Below are 17,536 nucleotides of genomic sequence, written 5' to 3'. Positions count from 1 at the left end.
ATGGAGCCCCTGCAAGCTCTCGGCCTCTCGCCGGCCGCCGAGCGCATCTACCTCGACCTCATAGAGTTCGGCGAAGGCGCCATCGGAGAACTGGCCTCCCGCACCCAGACAACCAAGCAGGACCTCACTGACCCCTTGCAGGAGTTGCAACAACTCGGGCTCATCGAGCACGGGGAGGGCGACAACGTCGTCCCCGTTCCACCGCGGCTGGCCATGGACCTCCTCGCCGAACGCCGCTCACGGGAGGCCGCGCTGGCCCGCGACAGCGCCGATACCCTCTCCCAGTTGTGGAACCGCAGCTTCGGGCGCCGCACCGACTTCGAGCTGCTTCCCTCTCACCGGGCCGGCCGCCAGGTCCTCGACAGCATCCAGCACTTGGCACGGGAGCGAGTGCGGGCGATGACCCTGGGCAACCTCTCCACCGAGGGACACAAGATCGTCGACGGGCTCTTCGACGCGCTCGCCCGTGGCGTGGAGTACCGAGTCATCTACGGCGCACACGTCCTCCACGACCCTGCCGCCCTGCGCATGGTTCAGCAGTGCGTCGATGCCGGAGAAGAAGCCAGGGTGTACGCGCACGTGCCGATGAACATCACCATCGTCGATGACCTCTGGGCCCTCGTTGCGGCGCGTGCACCACTGGCTGGCAAATCGAGCATTTCCGCCGTCATCGTGCACTCCTCTCCCTTCCTCACCGGACTGGTCGGCGTCTTCGACGCCCTCTGGCGCACCGCCGTACCCATCAACGCAGGCACAGCAACCGGGCAGGACACCCCGGATCAGACCAAGCAACTGCTGACCTACCTCAGCGCCGGCCTGACCGATGAAGCCATCGCCCGCGAACTCGGCGTCAGCGAACGCACCATCGCCCGACGCATCAGCAGACTGCAGGAACGACTCGGCGCGCAGACCCGCTTCCAGCTTGGACTGCAGGCAGCCCGGCAGGGCTGGCTGTGAGGCACTTCTCGCGCTGATCACTCACGGCCGCAACCGGCTTAGGTGTTGAGGGCTTCGCTGAGGGTGGGGTGGCAGTTGATGAGGGTGTCGATGCCGACGATCTGGATGGTTCGCATTACGGGGCTGGTGGGTGCGGCCAGACGTAGCCAGCCGCCGGCGTTGGTGGCGTTGTGGTGGGCGTGGATGAGGATGTTGATGGCGGTGGAGTCCATGAAGGTGACCTGCCGCATGTCGATCACGACACGTGGTGGCGGGCAGACGGGGGCATCCGCCAGCTTCTGGCGCAGCGTTTCGCCGGTGTCGTTGTCGATCTCACCGGAGAGCGTGAGGATGCGGATGCCCTCGCTGCGCGTGTCCACGATCTCCAGGCGGCCTGGCGGCGGAGTTTGTTCGGTGTCTGGCATCTTGTCCCCAGTCATGCCGGCGATCCTGGCACACCAGTGCCTTCACCTGCACTTGGCCTCTGACGGCCCCAAGCTGTGGGGGGAGGGGCGTCTCCGGCCGGGGGCCAATGCACCCCGAGGTCACCGTCGTCCGGGTCGGCCCGCGCTTCTTAGACCAGGCGGCCGGTGACGTCGCCGCCGGGGTCGTCGGCCAGCACCACTGCGGCTTTGATCCGCTTGCCCACCGGTTCCCGGTGTACTTCGATGCTGCGGCAGACGGCCATGACGATTTCCAGGCCGTGCTGGCCCACCCGGTCGGGATCGGCGGCTTTGGCGATCGGCAGGACCGGGTCGCTGTCCCACACCGTCACTTCCACGGCCCCGTCGCTGATCTCCAGCGTCAGCAGGCAGGGGCCGGGAGCGTATTTGCGGGCGTTGGTGACCAGTTCGCTCACTACCAACTGGACCATGCCCATCGCCCGGGCCGACACGGGAAGCCCGTGCACTGCCTGCACCTCGGTCAGGAACGAACGGGCCAGGTCCCGGGCCTCGGCGATCTCCGCCGTGGCTTCGTACGCGGCCGAAACGGATATTGGGCTGCTGACCAGGGACTCGTGTCCCTCGTCCTCTTCAGCCTGCACCATGCGACCCGCCTTGCACCCTGAGTGTCTTCACCTGACCTACACCGTTTGTCCTGAAATCGCGGCCACAGGCCCGGCAAACGAGTGATCCCCCGAACATTAGTCACAGTTGCCGCCTGCGCAGACGGGGCGCGGGCTGTGGCCTGTCGTGTGCGGGTGGTTCAGTCGTGATCCGTGCCGGGCGAACGCCAGCGCATGGGACTGTCCATGGGAGTGTTGATCTTGCAGCCTTCAGTGATCAGCAGTGACATCTCGAGCTGACGCAGCGCTGGACAGTATGACCCCCGGGCGGGGTCAGGGCGCCTGCACTCCGGGGGGAGGCTCGCGGGCGCCGACATGCAGGGGCAGGCTCGGTTCCCCCCGTGCCGAGTCTGCCTCTGCTTGCTAGTGGCGCATCAGGCAAGGTTCGCCCTGTTCCGTGACTGTTGTGGTCGGGGGCGGTCAGCTCTGGTCGGCTAGAAGGGCGGCATCTGTTCGGGTACGAGTCCGGCCTGGCGGAGGAGGCCGTACAGGTCGGTCTCGCCCCAGAACTCGACGATCCGTCCTTCGCGGAGCCGGTAGGACTTGATTCCCGTCATTGTGAGATCCCGGCCGCTGCGGTCGTGTGTGTAGGTGAGCATGAAAGCCACGGTCACTCGGTCGCCGGCGGCAAAGAGGTCGTCCACCTGCACGCGGCAGTTGGACAGCCCGGGCGTCAGCACTGCCCCCTCGGGATGGTGCCGGCCCTGGCCGTGAAAGCCCGCGCCGTGAACGAGGACGTCCTCGGCGACCAGCTCTTCGAACTCGGCGACGTCCTTCGTCTCGAAAACCCGAAGATAGCGGCGGACGACTTCGGCATTGCGTTTGCTGATGGCGTCGGCTGAGGTGGACATGAAGAGACCGTATCCATCGGCCGTTCGGACTCGCCAGAGAACGCCGCGGTCGCCACCCTCGTCGCCGCCCGCTGGGAAAAAGCACTCGACACCGCACACGTGGTCTCGGTCCTGTGCTCCGGGAAACCTGACCCGCTGCCCGGACGCACGACCGGCGGCGGAATAATCCCCCGGGCCTCCCGGATCACCTGCCCTCACTGGTCTGACCAGGACATCCGGACGTCCCCGGCCTCATGTCGCCCAGGCCCCAGGCAGGCACCCGCCTGACGCGTACGCCGACGAAGGTGCCCGGCCCAATCGGCCGGGCACTTCGCGGATACCCGCACGGACAGGGGTGCCATTGCCGTCCCGTCTCCAGCGCAGTCCCCTGGGCCCGGTTTCCACTGGTCCTGCGGAGGTGGCCAGTCACGGCAGCGCACGCCGTCTTTCCTACGGGCGTGTGCTGACGAAGCGCACGGTCGACCCCCAGTCGGCCTTCGCTGATTCCATGCACCACTTGCACAGGGGGATGCCGCCGCTGCCGTACTTGTGGGTCTTGCGCTGGCAGGCGGCGCAGGGGCCGATCTTGTCGCCGGGGCAGATCAGTGCGGAGGGGTCGGGTTCGGTGATCGGTGGGGAGTGGTCATGGTGGTTCCTGTTCCGGGCGGCGCATAAGAGCCGGCCAGGTTTCAGAGTATGCAGAGCCTTGGCGCTGAGGTTCGAGCCGCGCCCGCCGGCCTGGGTGCCTTCGAGGGGGTGCCGGCCCGCAGGGGAAGCCGCGCTCAGGGCGCGGGTCATGGGCGGTGCGGGCCGGCGGCTAAGTCGATGATGTGGAGTTGGGTGTCGGGTTGGCAGTGGGTGCAGGCGCGCAGGCCGTCGGCGAGGAGGCGGCGGGCTTCGTCGCGGCTGATGGGGCGGCGCCGGGAGCCGATCATGTGGCAGTGGCCGGCGTGGACCTGGACGGGCGGCTTGCGGGTGCCGATGCCGATTTCGACGACCCACTCGGCCGGCTTCGGCCGGTTCTTCCGCCCGTGTTCCTCCTCGGCCTTGCGGCGTTCCAGCCGGGCGATTTTCGCGTCGATGCGGTGCAGCCACAGGGCGTGCCACACCCGCAGGGTGTGCAGTCGGTCCAGGTCGGGCGGCGGATCATCGAACACATTTTTGATTCTATGCCCATGATCACGTCACGTCCCCCGCGCGTTCGATTGCATGCTCGATAACGTGATGGGGGAGGTGAGCACGATGAGTACGCAGGTGACGGCAGGTAGGCGGGGTGTGGTGATGCATGTGCGCTGCCCGGACCGGCTGCCGGAGGAGACCTACCGGCAGGTCCTGGAGGAGTTGGCCGGTCTGTCACCGGTGGTGCAGGCGCTGCCGCCGACCGCTGCCCTGGTGGACCTGCGCGGCGCCCTGCCGTATTACGGCGTCGACGCCGGCCGGCTGGGAGAGGTGCTGCGGATCAGGACGATCTCCCACCTGGGCGTCGACGTCCGCGTCGGCATCGGCCCCACCATCACCGTCGCCGCCACCGCTTCCGGTCGGATTCCCCGGTCGGGCGGGGTTCTCGCGATCACCCCCGAGGAGGTTGCGGGCTGGCTCGGGCCGCTGCCCGTCGACGCGCTACACGGGATCGGCCCGCGGCAGGCGGCGGCGCTACGGGACTACGGCGTGGACTGCGGGGGCTTGCTCGCCGCAGTGCCGCCCGCGACCGTGCGGCGCCTGCTGGGCGGAAGGGCCGGCCGCCTGGCCGCAGACCGGGCCCGCGGCATCGACGCCTGCCCGGTCGTCCCCCGAGCACTTCCGGCCACGGCGAGCGAGCGCTACCGCTTCGATGAGCACGCCCTGGACGGCGCCGTCGTCCGCGCTGCCCTGCTCGAGCTGGTGGCCCGGCTGCGGGGCTGCGACCAAGCGGCCCACGCCCTGACCCTGCAGTTCGCAGGCGGCGGGACGTGGGACAAGACCCGCCGCATGACGGCCCTTTCCGCGTACGCGGACGTTCTACGCCAGCTCGCCTACCAGTCGATGGACGCAGTAGGTCTGCAACGCGGCCGCCTGACCGTCCTGGTCTTCAAGGGCGAGGACCTCATCGACGCCGACCTGGTCGCCTGGCAGCTCTCCCTTGATGACGCCCGCGAAAACCGCCTCGCCGCAGAGACCGCCATCGACCGCATCCGCGACAAGTTCGGCCCCGGTGTCATCGGGCCTGCCGCCGTCTTCCGCCGCGCCTCATGACCCACCCCCGACCTGCTCCCGCTGGAGGTAGTCGTGCTGCTGGACCCGCCAGGATTACGCGGCGCACCCCAGGCAATTCTGCACTGGCTGGCTCTATCTCCAGGCCGTCGACGACGCCCTCACCGCACGTGGCATCCCACCGGGCACCGTCCGGCCTGGCCACCACGGCCTCGAACGCGGACGTCGTTGCGGTTGCCGCCGGTCAGCGACGCCGGAAGCGGGGTGCTCTGGTTGTCGGTGATGCGTGGTGCTGGTTGCCTGAGCGTGCGCGGTCGACCGCGCTAGGGCATTTTTGGGCCCGTGTGGGCTGCCCGGAGGTGCGAGGAATCGATCACCGACCGCGACGAGTCGGGCTTCTTCGCCGCCTGCAGTTTCTTCAGCGGGTGGCCGTGCAGAGCACCGGCTACAGGAGAGTGGGCATGGACCACGGCCTCATCGGCTGGAACCTGAGCTGGGCTGACTGGCGGGCGGGGTCGGCGGTCTGGCGGACGACTGATCTGGCTGACGCGGGAGGGCGGTCACCCCTCGGGGTGTCCGCCCTCGGCTTTGTTGCGAGGTCTACGCGTCCGGGCCGAGTGAGGCGAGGTCGTAGGCTTGGCTGATGGCGCTGTAACCGTCCGGCGTCAGATTGACGTGATCACCGGAGTCGAAGTCGGCGGGTGCCGCATCGCTGCCCAGCTTCAGGGCCTGCGGGTCGGCCGTGCTGGCCGTGTCGGTGACCGCCACGACCGCTTCTGCGTCGGCGTAGCTCACCGTGGGCGTGGTGAAGTCGAGCTGGTCGGTGATCCAGGTGTTGGTATCGATGCGGTTTTGGTCAACGGCCGCTGCGCAGGCGCTGTAGCCGTCGCAGGGGGTGAGGGTGGTGAGGATGACCTTGATGCCCCAGCCCTTGAGTTGGTCCCGCAGGAGACCTAGGGCGCTGTCGATGTCGACGTCGTCGTGGCCGGCGACGATGTCCTCCAGGCCCTGGGTGACCACGACCGTCTTGATGCTGGGGACGGACAGAACGTCACGGTCCAGGCGTGTCAGTGCGGCGCGTCCGCCTGCGCCTGCGCCCTGGTCGGTGCCGAGGTAGTTGTTCTCGATGCCGGAGGCCGTGACGCCGTAGATCGGTACGCCGTCGGTGTTGGTGATCAGACGATTCGCCAGATACTGATTGAAGCGGGGTGTGGTGTAGCCGGCCGTATTTCCCGTGGTGCGGGTGTTGATGAGGCCGTCGCCGAGTACGGAGACTGTGGACTGGTGGTCGGTGGTGGTGACGTCGACTTCGGTGAGAATGTCGGTGGAGCGGCCTGCGATCGTGCCGGTGCCGGTGAACGCCGTGTTGGCTGTGTCTGTGGTGTGGTCGCCGCTGCCGACGGCGCTGACGTAGCCGACGGAGTCGGTGGCTGCCCAGGGGTGCATGACGAGGTAGCTCACCTGGTTCACCAGGTGGATGCTGGTGGTGATCACTCCGCCCGGGGCGACCGTCATGGGGATCGGGTCGCTGTAGAGTTCGCCGCCCTCTGGGATGACGACGGACTTGGCTCCGCTGAAGGTCACGTCCACTGGTGTGGACGTCACCGCGGCACCGCTGCTGTACGGGGCGACGGTGACGTGGTCGAGGGTCAGTGGGTCGCTGCCCAGGGCATCGGACAGGCGCAGCCGCACGTGGTCGCCGCCGGCGCTTATCTGGCTGACTTCGCGGAAGGTCTGGTTGCCGAAGGCGCCCATCGAGGAGAACTGGAAGCGCTCCTCGGTCGGTGCGCTCCAACTTCCGGTCCACGTGTCACCGTTGTCCGCGGTGGTGGTGTCGCGGACGGACATGCCGATGATGTGCATCCCAGGCACGTACTTGTGCGCGGCGTCGGCCACGTCGGGCAGATTGACCGAGCTGACGGTGGCGCCGGTCTTCAGCGGGACTGCGAACGCGTAGATGTTGGTGCTGTGGGGCACCGGGTTGCTGGGGATGTTGCGGTACGGGAGGGTGACGGCGGCCAGGGTGTTGGGGCCGTCCACCCAGTCGGGCATGGTCAGGTAGTAGGGCTGTGAGGTGCCGTCGCCGTAGGTAATGGATCCCTTCGGCGTGGTGCAGTCCTCGTAGGTTCCGTTGCCCAGGCTGCAGTTGGTGGCGGAGGTGTTGGTGCTGTCGGGTACGACGGGGTTGGTGGTGTCGCTGTCTTGGTGCTGGGAGCCGACGGATCCGTAGGTGGAGAAGCCGAGGAAGACCAGGGCCTGGCCGGTGGCTCCGTTCATCTGGATGGTCTGGTTGGCGGCCATCACGTTGTCGCCGCCGCTGGAACCCCAGTTGGGCAGGGTGAAGGTGGCACCGTCGACGGTGATCTTCCCGCCGGGTTGCCACCCGGCCGCCTTGAGCGTCTGGAGGGACAGGCTGTCACCCACCCCGTCCGCGTCGGCGGTGGTGCGGTTGCTGTCGTCGGTCGTGGCCGTGTTGTTGTAGGCGGCCTGCAAGCTGGCGTAGCTCTTGGTGGTGTGGCCGAGCGCGGTGAACTCGTACTGTTGCTGGGAGGAGACGTTGCCCGCGGAGTCGACCGCGTAGACGTAGAGGGTGTGGGTGCCGGGGGCCGCCGGGGTCACCGTGACGGTGGCTTTGTTGCTGACCGCCGTCTTGGTCTGCGCGGCCGGGGTGTTGGACGTGGGCGGAGCGGCGTCGAGGCCGTAGAGGAACTTGGCGGCGTTGTTGCCGTTGGTGCCCGGGTTCACCGAGACGGTGAAGCTGCCCGCGGTGCCGGCCGCGGTGATGCCGGGCTGGTCCTCCGGGTAGAGGCTGTCCGCGCTGGTCACGGTGGGCTGGGCGGGGCTGTGCAGGTCGACGGTGAAGTGGCAGGTCGCCGAGGTGGCGGAGGTGTCCTTGCCGTCGCTGGAGGTGGCCTTCCAGCTCACCAGGCTGCCGTCGGCCAGCCCGCTCATGAACGTGGAGGGCAACTGTTTGGGCGCGTTGGCACCGCTGGCGACGGTGGCGCTGGTGGTCGTGGTGGCCGAGCCGCTGCCGACCCAATAGGAGTAGGTGGCGGCCAGGGCGTCCTTGTCGGTGTCGCTGACCGTGGCGTTGAGTGTGGGTGGGGTGGTGGCGAGGGTCTTGCCGACGATCGGGTAGGGGGTGGCGGTGCCGCAGCCGAGTGAGGTGGAGCCGATCTTGGTGGCCAGCGTGCCGGGCTTGTTGGGGACGTGGTTGTACTCGATGGACATCGACGGGTTGTTGTCGAACCGCTTGAAGTAGTTGCCGTCACCACTGCCGCTCTGGCTGTTGACCAGGGCGAAGGTCCAGCTCTTCCAGTGTGCGGCGGCACCCTTGGCGATCGTCGAGGTCACCGAGAAGCCGCCGGAGGGCTCGCTCGTGCAGGCCGGGCCGAAGCTCTTGGTGGCCAGCTTGCTGGTCAGCGAGGGCTTGGTGTTCCAGGTGGTGGAGGAGCTGATCGCGCCGGACCAGTAGAGGTAGACGTCAGAGGACAGACTGCAGCTCGCGGAGTAGTTCTCCTTGGCGTCGACCGTCGCCGAGACGATGTGGGAGTCGTAGACGGCGGAGGGCACGGCGAGTTGGAAGTATGAGCGCTCGCCGCCGATGCAGCCTGACCAGCTGTTGTAGCCGACGCCGGGATCGCCGTACTGGGTGGAGTCGTAGTTCTTCGCCGTGGGGCAGCCCTGCTGGGTCTCGACGTAGTGCTGTTTGGCGCCGCTGGCGTAGTGGGGGTTCCAGGTGGGGTCGATGTAGACCGGGAACTTGGTGTGTGCGTTCTTGAGCAGCCGGGCGTCAGGGGACAGGGAGAGGGTGTCGCCGTGCAAGTGGCCCTGTACGCGGGCGACATGAGCAGTGGGCGAGGGGCCGGTCTCCGCGTCGGTTCCGGTGGAGTCCCACATCGCTGGCTGCGGGGCGCTGAAGAGTACCTGCCCGCCGGCGGTGGTTGCGGCGAGGTTGCCGTGGCCGTCGTCGGTGACGGTGACGCCCTTGGCGTGGGTGGTGAGGGTGAGTTCGGTGAGTGAGGGGTCGGCGGCGGCCTGTGCGCTGTTGACGACCAGGACCTCGGACCAGCCGCCCTGGGTGTCGGCGGTGACCCTGAGGTCGACGTCGGGTAGCACGTCGGGGTAGGTCAGGCTGGCGCCGGAGGCGTGGGGGGCGGGGAGAGCGTGCGGCCAGGAGAGAGCGAGGAAGGCCGCTCCCTTGGTCATGGTGGCGAGTGGGGCGGTGCCGCCGCCGGAGAACGCGAGGGGCTCGGCCGCGGCCTTCGGACTCCAGGTGCCGTCCGCGTTGTGCTGGAGCGTCGCGTCGACCGGAATCCACCGGTGCGCTTTGCGGACCCGAACGGGCAGCAGGCTGGAGTTGTAGGTGAGGGTGCCGGACGGATTGGCCGTCGTGGTCGTCGTCTCGGTCGTCAGGGCGTCGACCCGGACCTGCGCACCAGTCGCCACGGCCTGCTTCTGGGCGGCAGCCAGGGCCGACTCCTCGCCGTCCGTCAGGTCACCGTCCCCGGGTGGACGCAGTGAGCCGGTCGGCTTCGGCGGGTCTGTGTCCTGCGTCGGTGCCGGAGCCAGAGTGGGCGGCTCTGTGTGCACGTCCGTGATGGCGCCCGGTGGTGAAGCAGCTGTGGTGTCGGCTGACGCCGGCTGGACGGCGAGTGGGGTCAGGCAGACCGCGCCGACTGTGGCCAGCACCAGAAATCTGCCGGGAATTCGCGTGTTCCTTCTGAGTGAACTGCCGAGTGAAAGCCGACGGAAAAGGTCGGACATCTGCCCCCCAATTCGAGTCCGAGCGAAATGCGCCTACGAGCGCGAGGGAGGTTACCCGTAATGAGGGCAAGGAGACAACCGTATGGATGCAGTGTGCAAGTTTGCCGCTGCATGGCCTAGATGGGGATGTTGTTGAGCAATCGACCGTGTTCGTGGGGGAGTTGACGTATTCGCCCGCCATCTTTGGTCGAACGAGGGGTGACCCATGGTGATTTCTATACCTGATGCACATCTTCACGGGCTGTGAGTACGTCGGTTCGGTCTGTTCCAATACTCCTTGGAAACCGTGCTGAATTGGGGGGTCGCGTGCGTCGGAATACTCGGTTGCGGATTTACAGACGGGTCGCCGCGGTGGGGGCTCTCGGTCTGCTCGTCGGAATGCTCTCGCCGACGGACGCGGCCGCTTCCGTGCACCACGCGGATTACCTCGTCAAGGCCGAGAAAGCACATCCGGTGCCGGTTTCCCCGGTCAAGGGAAAAGCGGTCAAGGTGCCGTCCATGGCGCGCTGGAACGCCGGCGAGGCGCGCCGGTCCTGGCCCGCCCAGGGAACGGCCGAGGTGGCGGTTCCGGCCCAGGGTGCCGCTTTGGCGAGGCCCGACGGTGTTCCGGTCATCGTCGCGCCGGCGAAGGGAGCGCACCGGGCCGCCGCGGGCACCCGCCTGACGGTGTCGCTGCCCGGGCAGACAGCGGCGCGGAAACTCGGTTTGGACGGCGTGGTCCTCACTGTCCGCCCGGACCGGGCCACCAACGAAGGCACGGCCCAGGTCGGCCTCGACTACGCACGGTTCAAGGACGCATATGGCGGTGACTGGGCCGGTCGCCTGCGCCTGGTCCAGCTTCCCGCCTGCGCGCTGACCACCCCGCAAGCCGTCGAGTGCCGCAAGCAGACCCCGCTGACCTCCACCAACGACACCAAGGCTCAGACGGTCTCCGCCCAGGTCAGCACCTCGCAGCCCATGATCCTCGCGGCGGAGGCGACCGCATCGGGCGGCGGCGGAACCTACGCGGCCACTTCCCTGGCCCCGTCCGGCCAGTGGTCGGCCGGCGGTTCGAGCGGCGCCTTCACGTACTCGTACCCGATTTCCGTACCCGACGTCCCCGGCAGCCTCACCCCGAGTGTCTCCCTGGACTACAACTCGCAGAGCGTTGACGGCCGCACCTCCTCCACCAACGCCCAGTCCTCCTGGATCGGCGACGGCTGGGACTACTCGCCCGGCTTCGTCGAGCGCGGCTACGCCTCCTGCTCCGACGACACCGCCAACGGATCACCGAAGACCTCGGACGAGTGCTGGTCGGACGAAGTCGACACACTGACCCTGTCCCTGAACGGCTCGTCCAACACGCTCGTCCACGACGGCAAGACCGGCACCTGGCACCCGCAGGGCGACAACGGCGAGAAGATCGAGTTCAAAACCGACACGGTCAACGGCGACAACGACAACGAGTACTTCGTCGTCACCACAGCCGACGGAACCAAGTACTACTTCGGCCTGAACCGCCTGCCCGGCTGGACGACCGGGGCCGCGACCACCAACTCGGTCTTCACGACGCCGGTCTACGGCAACGACACGGGCGAGCCGTGCCACGCGTCCACCTTCGCCGACTCGTGGTGCCAGCAGGGCTACCGGTGGAACCTCGACTACACCGTCGACCCGCACGGCAACGCCGTCAGCTACTGGTACACACCGACCACCGGCTACTACGGCCGGGACAACTCCACGACCCCGACGCCGTACACCCGGGACGGCTACCTCTCCAAGATCCAGTACGGGCAGCTCGCCGACAAGGTCTACGACAGCACCACGCCGGCTGCCGCGCAGGTCTTCTTCGACACCTCCGAACGCTGCCTGGCCGACTCCAGTTTCGACTGCGCGTCCTCAAAGATGACGACGGTCAACGCCTCTCACTGGCCGGACGTCCCCGTCGACCAGATCTGCCCGTCCTCGGGCACCTGCAACAACCACGGTCCGGCCTTCTTCACCAACCGGCGCCTGACGGGTATCCGTACCCAGGTCCTGGTCGGTACCGCCTACAAGGACGTCGACGCCTGGACGCTCAGCCACACCCTCCCCGCCACCGGTGACACCACCACCCCCTCGCTCTGGCTGAGCCAGATCGTGCACACCGGCAAGGACGGCGGCAGCCTCGACCTGCCGCCGGTGAAGTTCGCCGGGCAGGCGCTGGCCAACCGGGTCGACGGCCTGGACGGCTACCAGCCGATCACCCGCTACCGGATCACCACGGTCACCACCGAGTCCGGGGAGGTGATCACCGTCAACTACACCGGGCCGCAGTGTCACCGCACGGGCACCGCAGTGCTGCCGTCCAGCCAGGACGGCAACAACCTCCGCTGCTACCCGCAGTACTGGACCCCGGCCGGCCAGACTTCCCCGCAGCTCGACTGGTTCAACAAGTTCGTCGTCAACTCCGTCACGGCGCAGGACCCCACCGGCGGCGGGCTTCCTGTCCAGACCTCGTACAAGTACATCGGCGACCCGGCCTGGCACTTCAACGACGACCCGATGACCCAGGCCAAGTACCGCACCTGGAACCAGTGGCGCGGCTACGGCACCGTCGAGACCCGCACCGGAACGTCGCCCGCTACCATCACCCTCTCCCGGGAGACCTTCTTCCGCGGCATGGACGGCGACAAAACCTCCTCCGGCACCCGCAGCGTCACCCTCGACGACTCCGCGAACGACGATCCGCAGAAGGACTCCGACTGGCTGGCCGGCCAGGGCTTCGAGGCCCAGTCGTACAACGGCGACGGCGGCGCCCTGCTGTCCGACGGCGTCACCGACCCGTGGAGCTCGGCGGCGACCGCCACCCAGAACCGTACGATCGCCGGCCTGGACCCGCTGGTCGCGCACACCACCAACATCAAGCGAGCCCGCACAGTCACCACCAAGGCGGACGGCACCAAGCAGACCACCGAGGTCGACTACACGATCGACCCCGCGACGGGTCTGCCCACCGCCGTGGACGACCAGGGTGACACCTCGACGTCCACCGACGACAAGTGCACCCGCACCTGGTACGTCCAGGACTCCTCAGGCGCGAACCTGCCGGTCCCGCGCCGGGTCCAGGACCTCTCCGTCTCCTGCTCCGCCACCCCCGACTACACGAAGGACCTGGTCAGCGACGACCTGACGTTCTTCGACAACTCCACGGACAACACCGCAGTGCCCACCAAGGGCGACGTGACGATGGTCCAGAAGGCTGACTCGGTCGCCGCAGACGGCACCATCCACCACGTCACGGCCCTGAAGAACACCTACGACACCTACGGCCGCGAGCTCACCGAGACCGACGCCGACGGCCGGACCACCACCACGACCTACACCCCGACCACCGGCAGCGCCCCGACCTCCGTGTCGGTCACCCAGCCGAAGGTCACCGGACAGACCACGGCCTTCACCACCACGACCACCCTGGACCCGGCCCGCGGCCTGGACCTGAAGACCACCGACGCGGCGGGCTACTCCACCACCAGCACCTACGACGCGCTGGGCCGGCTGACCGCCGTATGGAATCCGGGCTTCCCCACCGACAACAACCCCAACACTAAGTTCAGTTACAACCTCTCGCCCTCGGTGCCGTCCACGGTCACCACCCAGACCCTGACCGACAACAACGCCTACCGCACCTCCATCTCGATCTACGACGCGATGCTGCGCCCCCGCGAGACGCAGACGGCGACGGTCGACGGCGGTCGCACCATCACCGACACCGTGTACGACAGCCACGGCTGGCCGGTGAGCTCCTCCGACGCGTACTACAACACCGGCGCCCCCTCAGGTGACCTGGTCGACGCGCCCGACAACCAGACGCCGTCCCAGACCGGCACGCTCTACGACGGCGCCGGCCGCGCCACCGCCTCGATCGCCTACCACTTCGCGTCCGAGACCTGGCGCACCACCACCGCCTACCCCGGCTCGGACCGCGTCGACGTCACCCCGCCCGCGGGCGCGACCCCCACCACGACATACACCGACGCCCGCGGCCAACTCATCAAGCTCCTTCGCTACCACGGCACCACCCCCACCGGCACCGCCGACACCGTCACCTACTCCTACGACGCCGCCGGCCACCAGATCGGCCAGGACGACGGCCAGGGCCACACCTGGAGCAGCCACTACGACCTCCTCGGCCGCCGCACCTCACAGACCGACCCCGACACCGGCAGCTCGTCCTCCACCTACGACAACGCGGGCCAACTACTCACCACGACCGACGCCCGCGGCAAGACCATCAGCTACAAGTACGACGAACTAGGCCGCAAGACAGCCGAGTTCGACACCACGGGCGGTGCCGCCCAGTCGACCGGCAACGAACTCGCGGCCTGGACGTACGACACCCTGAAGAAGGGCAGGCCCACCGCGTCCACCCGCTACGTGGGCGGCACGAGCGGGACGGCGTACACCGAGAAGGTCCTCGGCTACGACAGCCACGGCTGGGCACAGGCCACCGAGCTCGTCGTTCCGGCAGCCGAGGGCGCGCTGGCCGGCAACTACATCCACCAGAACACGTACAACCTCACCGGCACCCTGAGGAATTACACCGACCAGGACCCTTCAGCCGTCAAGCTGCCTTCGGAAACCGTCTTCTACTCCTACGACGCCTTTGACCGGCCCACGGCCGTCGGCGGCACCACGAACAGTTGGTCCTACGTCGACAAGCTCTCCTACACGGAGTTCGACGAGCCGTACCAGTTCACCTACGGCACCTCGGGCAACTTCGCCCAGCAGACCCTGAACTACGACGACCAGACCCACCGCCTGACCGACTCCACCACGATCACTCAGTCGGGCGCGGCAATCGCTGACAAGACGACATACGCCTACCAGCCGTCCGGCAACGTCACGAAGATCAGCGACAAGCTCGAGACCGGCCAGACCGACACCCAGTGCTTCGCCTACGACTGGGCACAGCGCCTGAAGTCCGCATGGACGGCGACCGACGCCTGCGCGGCCACCCCGGCGACGGGCAACTCCTCGACGGTGGGCGGCCCGTCACCGTACTGGCAGTCCTGGACCTACGACGCCACCGGCGCCCGCGCCACCCAGGTCGACCACGACACGACCGGCGCCACCACGAAGGACGCAACAGCCACCTACACCCCCGTCGCGGCGGGCGCGGGCCCGGCCCACGCTGTGTCCCAGGTGGACACGGTCGTGCCGGGTGACGCGACGGCGAACACCACCAACGCCTACACCTACGACGACGACGGCAACGTCCTCACCCGCACCACCCGAGCGGGCACCGACACCCTGACGTACGACGACGAGGGCGACCTGTCCGCGCTGTCCTCGACGGGCTCGGCGGGCGACACGAAGTACCTGTACGACGCCGACGGCACCCTGCTGCTGCGCCGCAGCCCCGGCGCCACCACCCTCTACACGGGCGACGAGGAGATCACCCTCAAGTCCGGTGCCGCCGGCGCCGACGGGGTGCGCTATATCTCCCTGGCGGGCGAGACGGTGGCCACCCACTCCTCCGACGGCACGTTCTCCTACCTGATTCCGGACCGTCAGGGCACCGGTACCCTCCAGATCGACTCGCAGACCCAGCAGGTCGTCCGCCGCCAGTACAAGCCCTTCGGCGAAACCCGCGACCAGTCCGGCACCTGGATCGGGCAACAGGGATACGTCGGCGGCACCCAGGATGCCGACACGGGCCTAACCCACCTCGGCGCCCGCGAGTACGACCCCACCATCGGCCGCTTCCTCAGCCCCGACCCCCTCCTGGACCCCGGCTCCCCCCAGACCTGGAACGCCTACGACTACGCCGGCGACTCCCCGGTCACCGAGTCCGACCCCTCCGGCCTGTGCATGGCCGACCAGTGCGGCGTCGGCTACCCGATCGGCGGTACGGGCGGCAGCAAGAGCAACCCGACCCGGTACGTCACGACCGGCCCGGTCGATCCGGGCGGAAGCAACACCGCGTACTGCCACCACGGCAACTGCACCGACGGCCACAAGCTCGGCGAAGGAACGGGCGCGGGCGGCGGGAACATCAACAACAAGACATACGACCGTCAGGCCGAGGTGAAGGCGGCGCAGCGGGCCAAGGCCACCGCGAACGCGGCCGCCGCAGCGGCGAAGAAGCAGGTGTCCGGCCTCAAACACCAGTTGTTGAGCCTGGTCGCGGACATCATCGGTCTGACCGACGCCTACAACTGCTTCACCAAGGGCGACGTGATGGGCTGCGTCAACACAGCCCTGACCGCGGTCCCGTGGGGCAAGGTCTTCAAGGCCATCAAGGTCGGCGTCGAGGCCTTCAAGATCTGGCGGGCCCTGGACCGTGCCTATACGGCGGTGAAGGACGCGGAGGAAGCCGCGCGAATCGCCGAGGACGCGGTGCGGGCGGAGAAGGCATTCGCAGAGGCCGAGCATGCCGGGGCCGACGCGGTCGAGGGAGTGGGTTGCCTGCACAGTTTCGTCCCCGGTACAGGGGTCGAGATGGCGGACGGCACGTCGAGAGCGATCAACAAGATCAAGACCGGTGACACGGTCCTGGCGACAGACCCGCAGACGGGCGTGACGGCCCCGGAGAAGGTCCAGCAGGTCATCGTCACGAAGACCGACAAGAACTTCACAACCCTGACCCTGGACACGGCCCCGACCCGCGGTCCGCCTCAGAAACCTCAGGCTGCACCCCACCAGAGACTCACCACCACCTGGCACCACCCCTTCTGGGACGTAACGCACCACCGCTGGACCGACGCGCACAAGCTGACGCCGGGCACGAAGCTCCGCACAGCGTCCGGAGCCACGGTCACGGTGGTGGGGGTCCGCAATTTCCACCAGCAGGAGACCACGTACGACCTGACGGTCGGCACCCTGCACACGTACTACGTGTTGGCAGGGGCCACTCCGATCCTCGTTCACAACTGCGAGGGTGGGACGACCGTCTATCGCGGTGTCCCGGAGGGACACCCTGGCTTCGATGCGGCGGTGGATGGCGTGGCCGTCCCCCGTGGAGGACCTGCTTCGGCGGAGTCGCATCACTATGGTGACACCGATAGTCCATTCACCAGTTGGTCGACAAGTGAGACAGTGGCACGTCGGGCAGCAACTAAGGGGCCGACCGGCGTCGGCGTGGTTATCAAATCGAAGATACCTGCCGGACGGCCGCATGTACACAGCAATGACGAGCCTTGGGTAGAATTCAGAGGCGAGTTCGAGGTTCAAATCGAGGGAACGATGACAGGAGATGCATATCCGGCATGGAGAGGAATGCAGTGAAGCAGGTGAGAGTTGGGAACATTGCGGAGCTACTCTCTGCATTCCGGCCTGCGGGTCTCGTGGAGCACGTCGATCGGTTGGTGGCCGCGCTGGCCTCCGAGTCTGACGGTGTCGTCGAAGTCACCTTCCCGCCGGCCAAGGAGGTGCTTGATGTGTATAGGCACAGATATGACTCGATCGACGAAGTCCGGGATTCTAGAATCGGGTGGGAGCTTTTCTTTCCTGTCCTCGAAGACTCGGATGGTCGGGTAGGCTTGCTATCTGTGAGAGCTGGCGAGCTAGGTGCGATCGTTCTCGTGGACGAGGCTATGGAGCTTGTATTGGCGGCTTTGATCAGACGGTCAGTGTAATTCATGGTCCGGTCAGAATTTCCTGACAATCCAATTCGGTGAGATTTAAGTCAATGAGCTCTTTCAGAGTGGCCACTGATCGAGTGACCCAGGCCGAGTCGGGATGAGGACCGCAACGCCCAAGGCTCCCGCGCCGTTGAGGGAGGTGT

General features: G+C 67.6%; 9 protein-coding genes. 4 read left to right on the top strand and 5 right to left on the bottom strand.

The window, feature by feature from the left end; translation table 11 throughout:
* Entirely contained in the window at positions 1-957 is a 957-nt protein-coding gene (locus ACZ66S_RS31990; RefSeq protein WP_469905046.1) for a helix-turn-helix transcriptional regulator, read from the top strand.
* 38 nt (positions 958-995) lie between these two features.
* Here ACZ66S_RS31990 and ACZ66S_RS31985 read toward each other — a convergent pair whose 3' ends face one another.
* From ACZ66S_RS31985 to ACZ66S_RS31970, 4 genes are all read right to left on the bottom strand, one after another.
* On the bottom strand, positions 996-1,376 hold the full coding sequence (locus ACZ66S_RS31985) for an STAS domain-containing protein (RefSeq protein ID WP_469905045.1): 381 nt from the start codon (positions 1,374-1,376) through the stop codon (positions 996-998).
* A 134-nt stretch (positions 1,377-1,510) separates the two neighbouring features.
* The gene (locus tag ACZ66S_RS31980) at positions 1,511-1,984 is read right to left on the bottom strand and encodes an ATP-binding protein (protein ID WP_469905044.1); all 474 of its coding nucleotides are present in this window, start codon (positions 1,982-1,984) and stop codon (positions 1,511-1,513) included.
* A 452-nt stretch (positions 1,985-2,436) separates the two neighbouring features.
* Complete coding sequence (locus ACZ66S_RS31975) at positions 2,437-2,853, bottom strand: ester cyclase (protein WP_469905043.1); 417 nt, start codon at positions 2,851-2,853, stop codon at positions 2,437-2,439.
* 773 nt (positions 2,854-3,626) lie between these two features.
* The gene (locus ACZ66S_RS31970) at positions 3,627-3,989 is read right to left on the bottom strand and encodes a DUF6233 domain-containing protein (protein ID WP_469905042.1); all 363 of its coding nucleotides are present in this window, start codon (positions 3,987-3,989) and stop codon (positions 3,627-3,629) included.
* Positions 3,990-4,074: 85 nt separating this feature from the next.
* On the opposite strand from ACZ66S_RS31970, the gene ACZ66S_RS31965 reads away from it, so the two are divergent.
* Positions 4,075-5,064 carry a DNA polymerase Y family protein gene (locus ACZ66S_RS31965; RefSeq protein WP_469905041.1) on the top strand — a complete coding sequence of 330 codons (990 nt, stop codon included), beginning with the start codon at positions 4,075-4,077 and terminating at the stop codon, positions 5,062-5,064.
* A gap of 558 nt (positions 5,065-5,622) precedes the next feature.
* Here ACZ66S_RS31965 and ACZ66S_RS31960 read toward each other — a convergent pair.
* Positions 5,623-9,471, bottom strand: coding sequence for a hypothetical protein (locus ACZ66S_RS31960; RefSeq protein WP_469905040.1), 3,849 nt, complete (start codon positions 9,469-9,471; stop codon positions 5,623-5,625).
* Positions 9,472-10,113: 642 nt separating this feature from the next.
* On the opposite strand from ACZ66S_RS31960, the gene ACZ66S_RS31955 reads away from it, so the two are divergent.
* Positions 10,114-17,037, top strand: a complete 6,924-nt coding sequence (locus ACZ66S_RS31955) for an RHS repeat-associated core domain-containing protein (RefSeq protein ID WP_469905039.1) — start codon at positions 10,114-10,116, stop codon at positions 17,035-17,037.
* Entirely contained in the window at positions 17,019-17,387 is a 369-nt protein-coding gene (locus ACZ66S_RS31950) for a hypothetical protein (protein WP_469905038.1), read from the top strand. The genes ACZ66S_RS31955 and ACZ66S_RS31950 overlap by 19 nt, the downstream gene beginning before the upstream one ends.
* The last annotated feature ends 149 nt before the right edge of the window (positions 17,388-17,536 follow it).

Source organism: Streptomyces sp. NPDC107471 (assembly GCF_055582845.1).
Note: the sequence above shows the minus strand (reverse complement) of the source record. Positions and strands in the feature narration are given on the sequence as shown.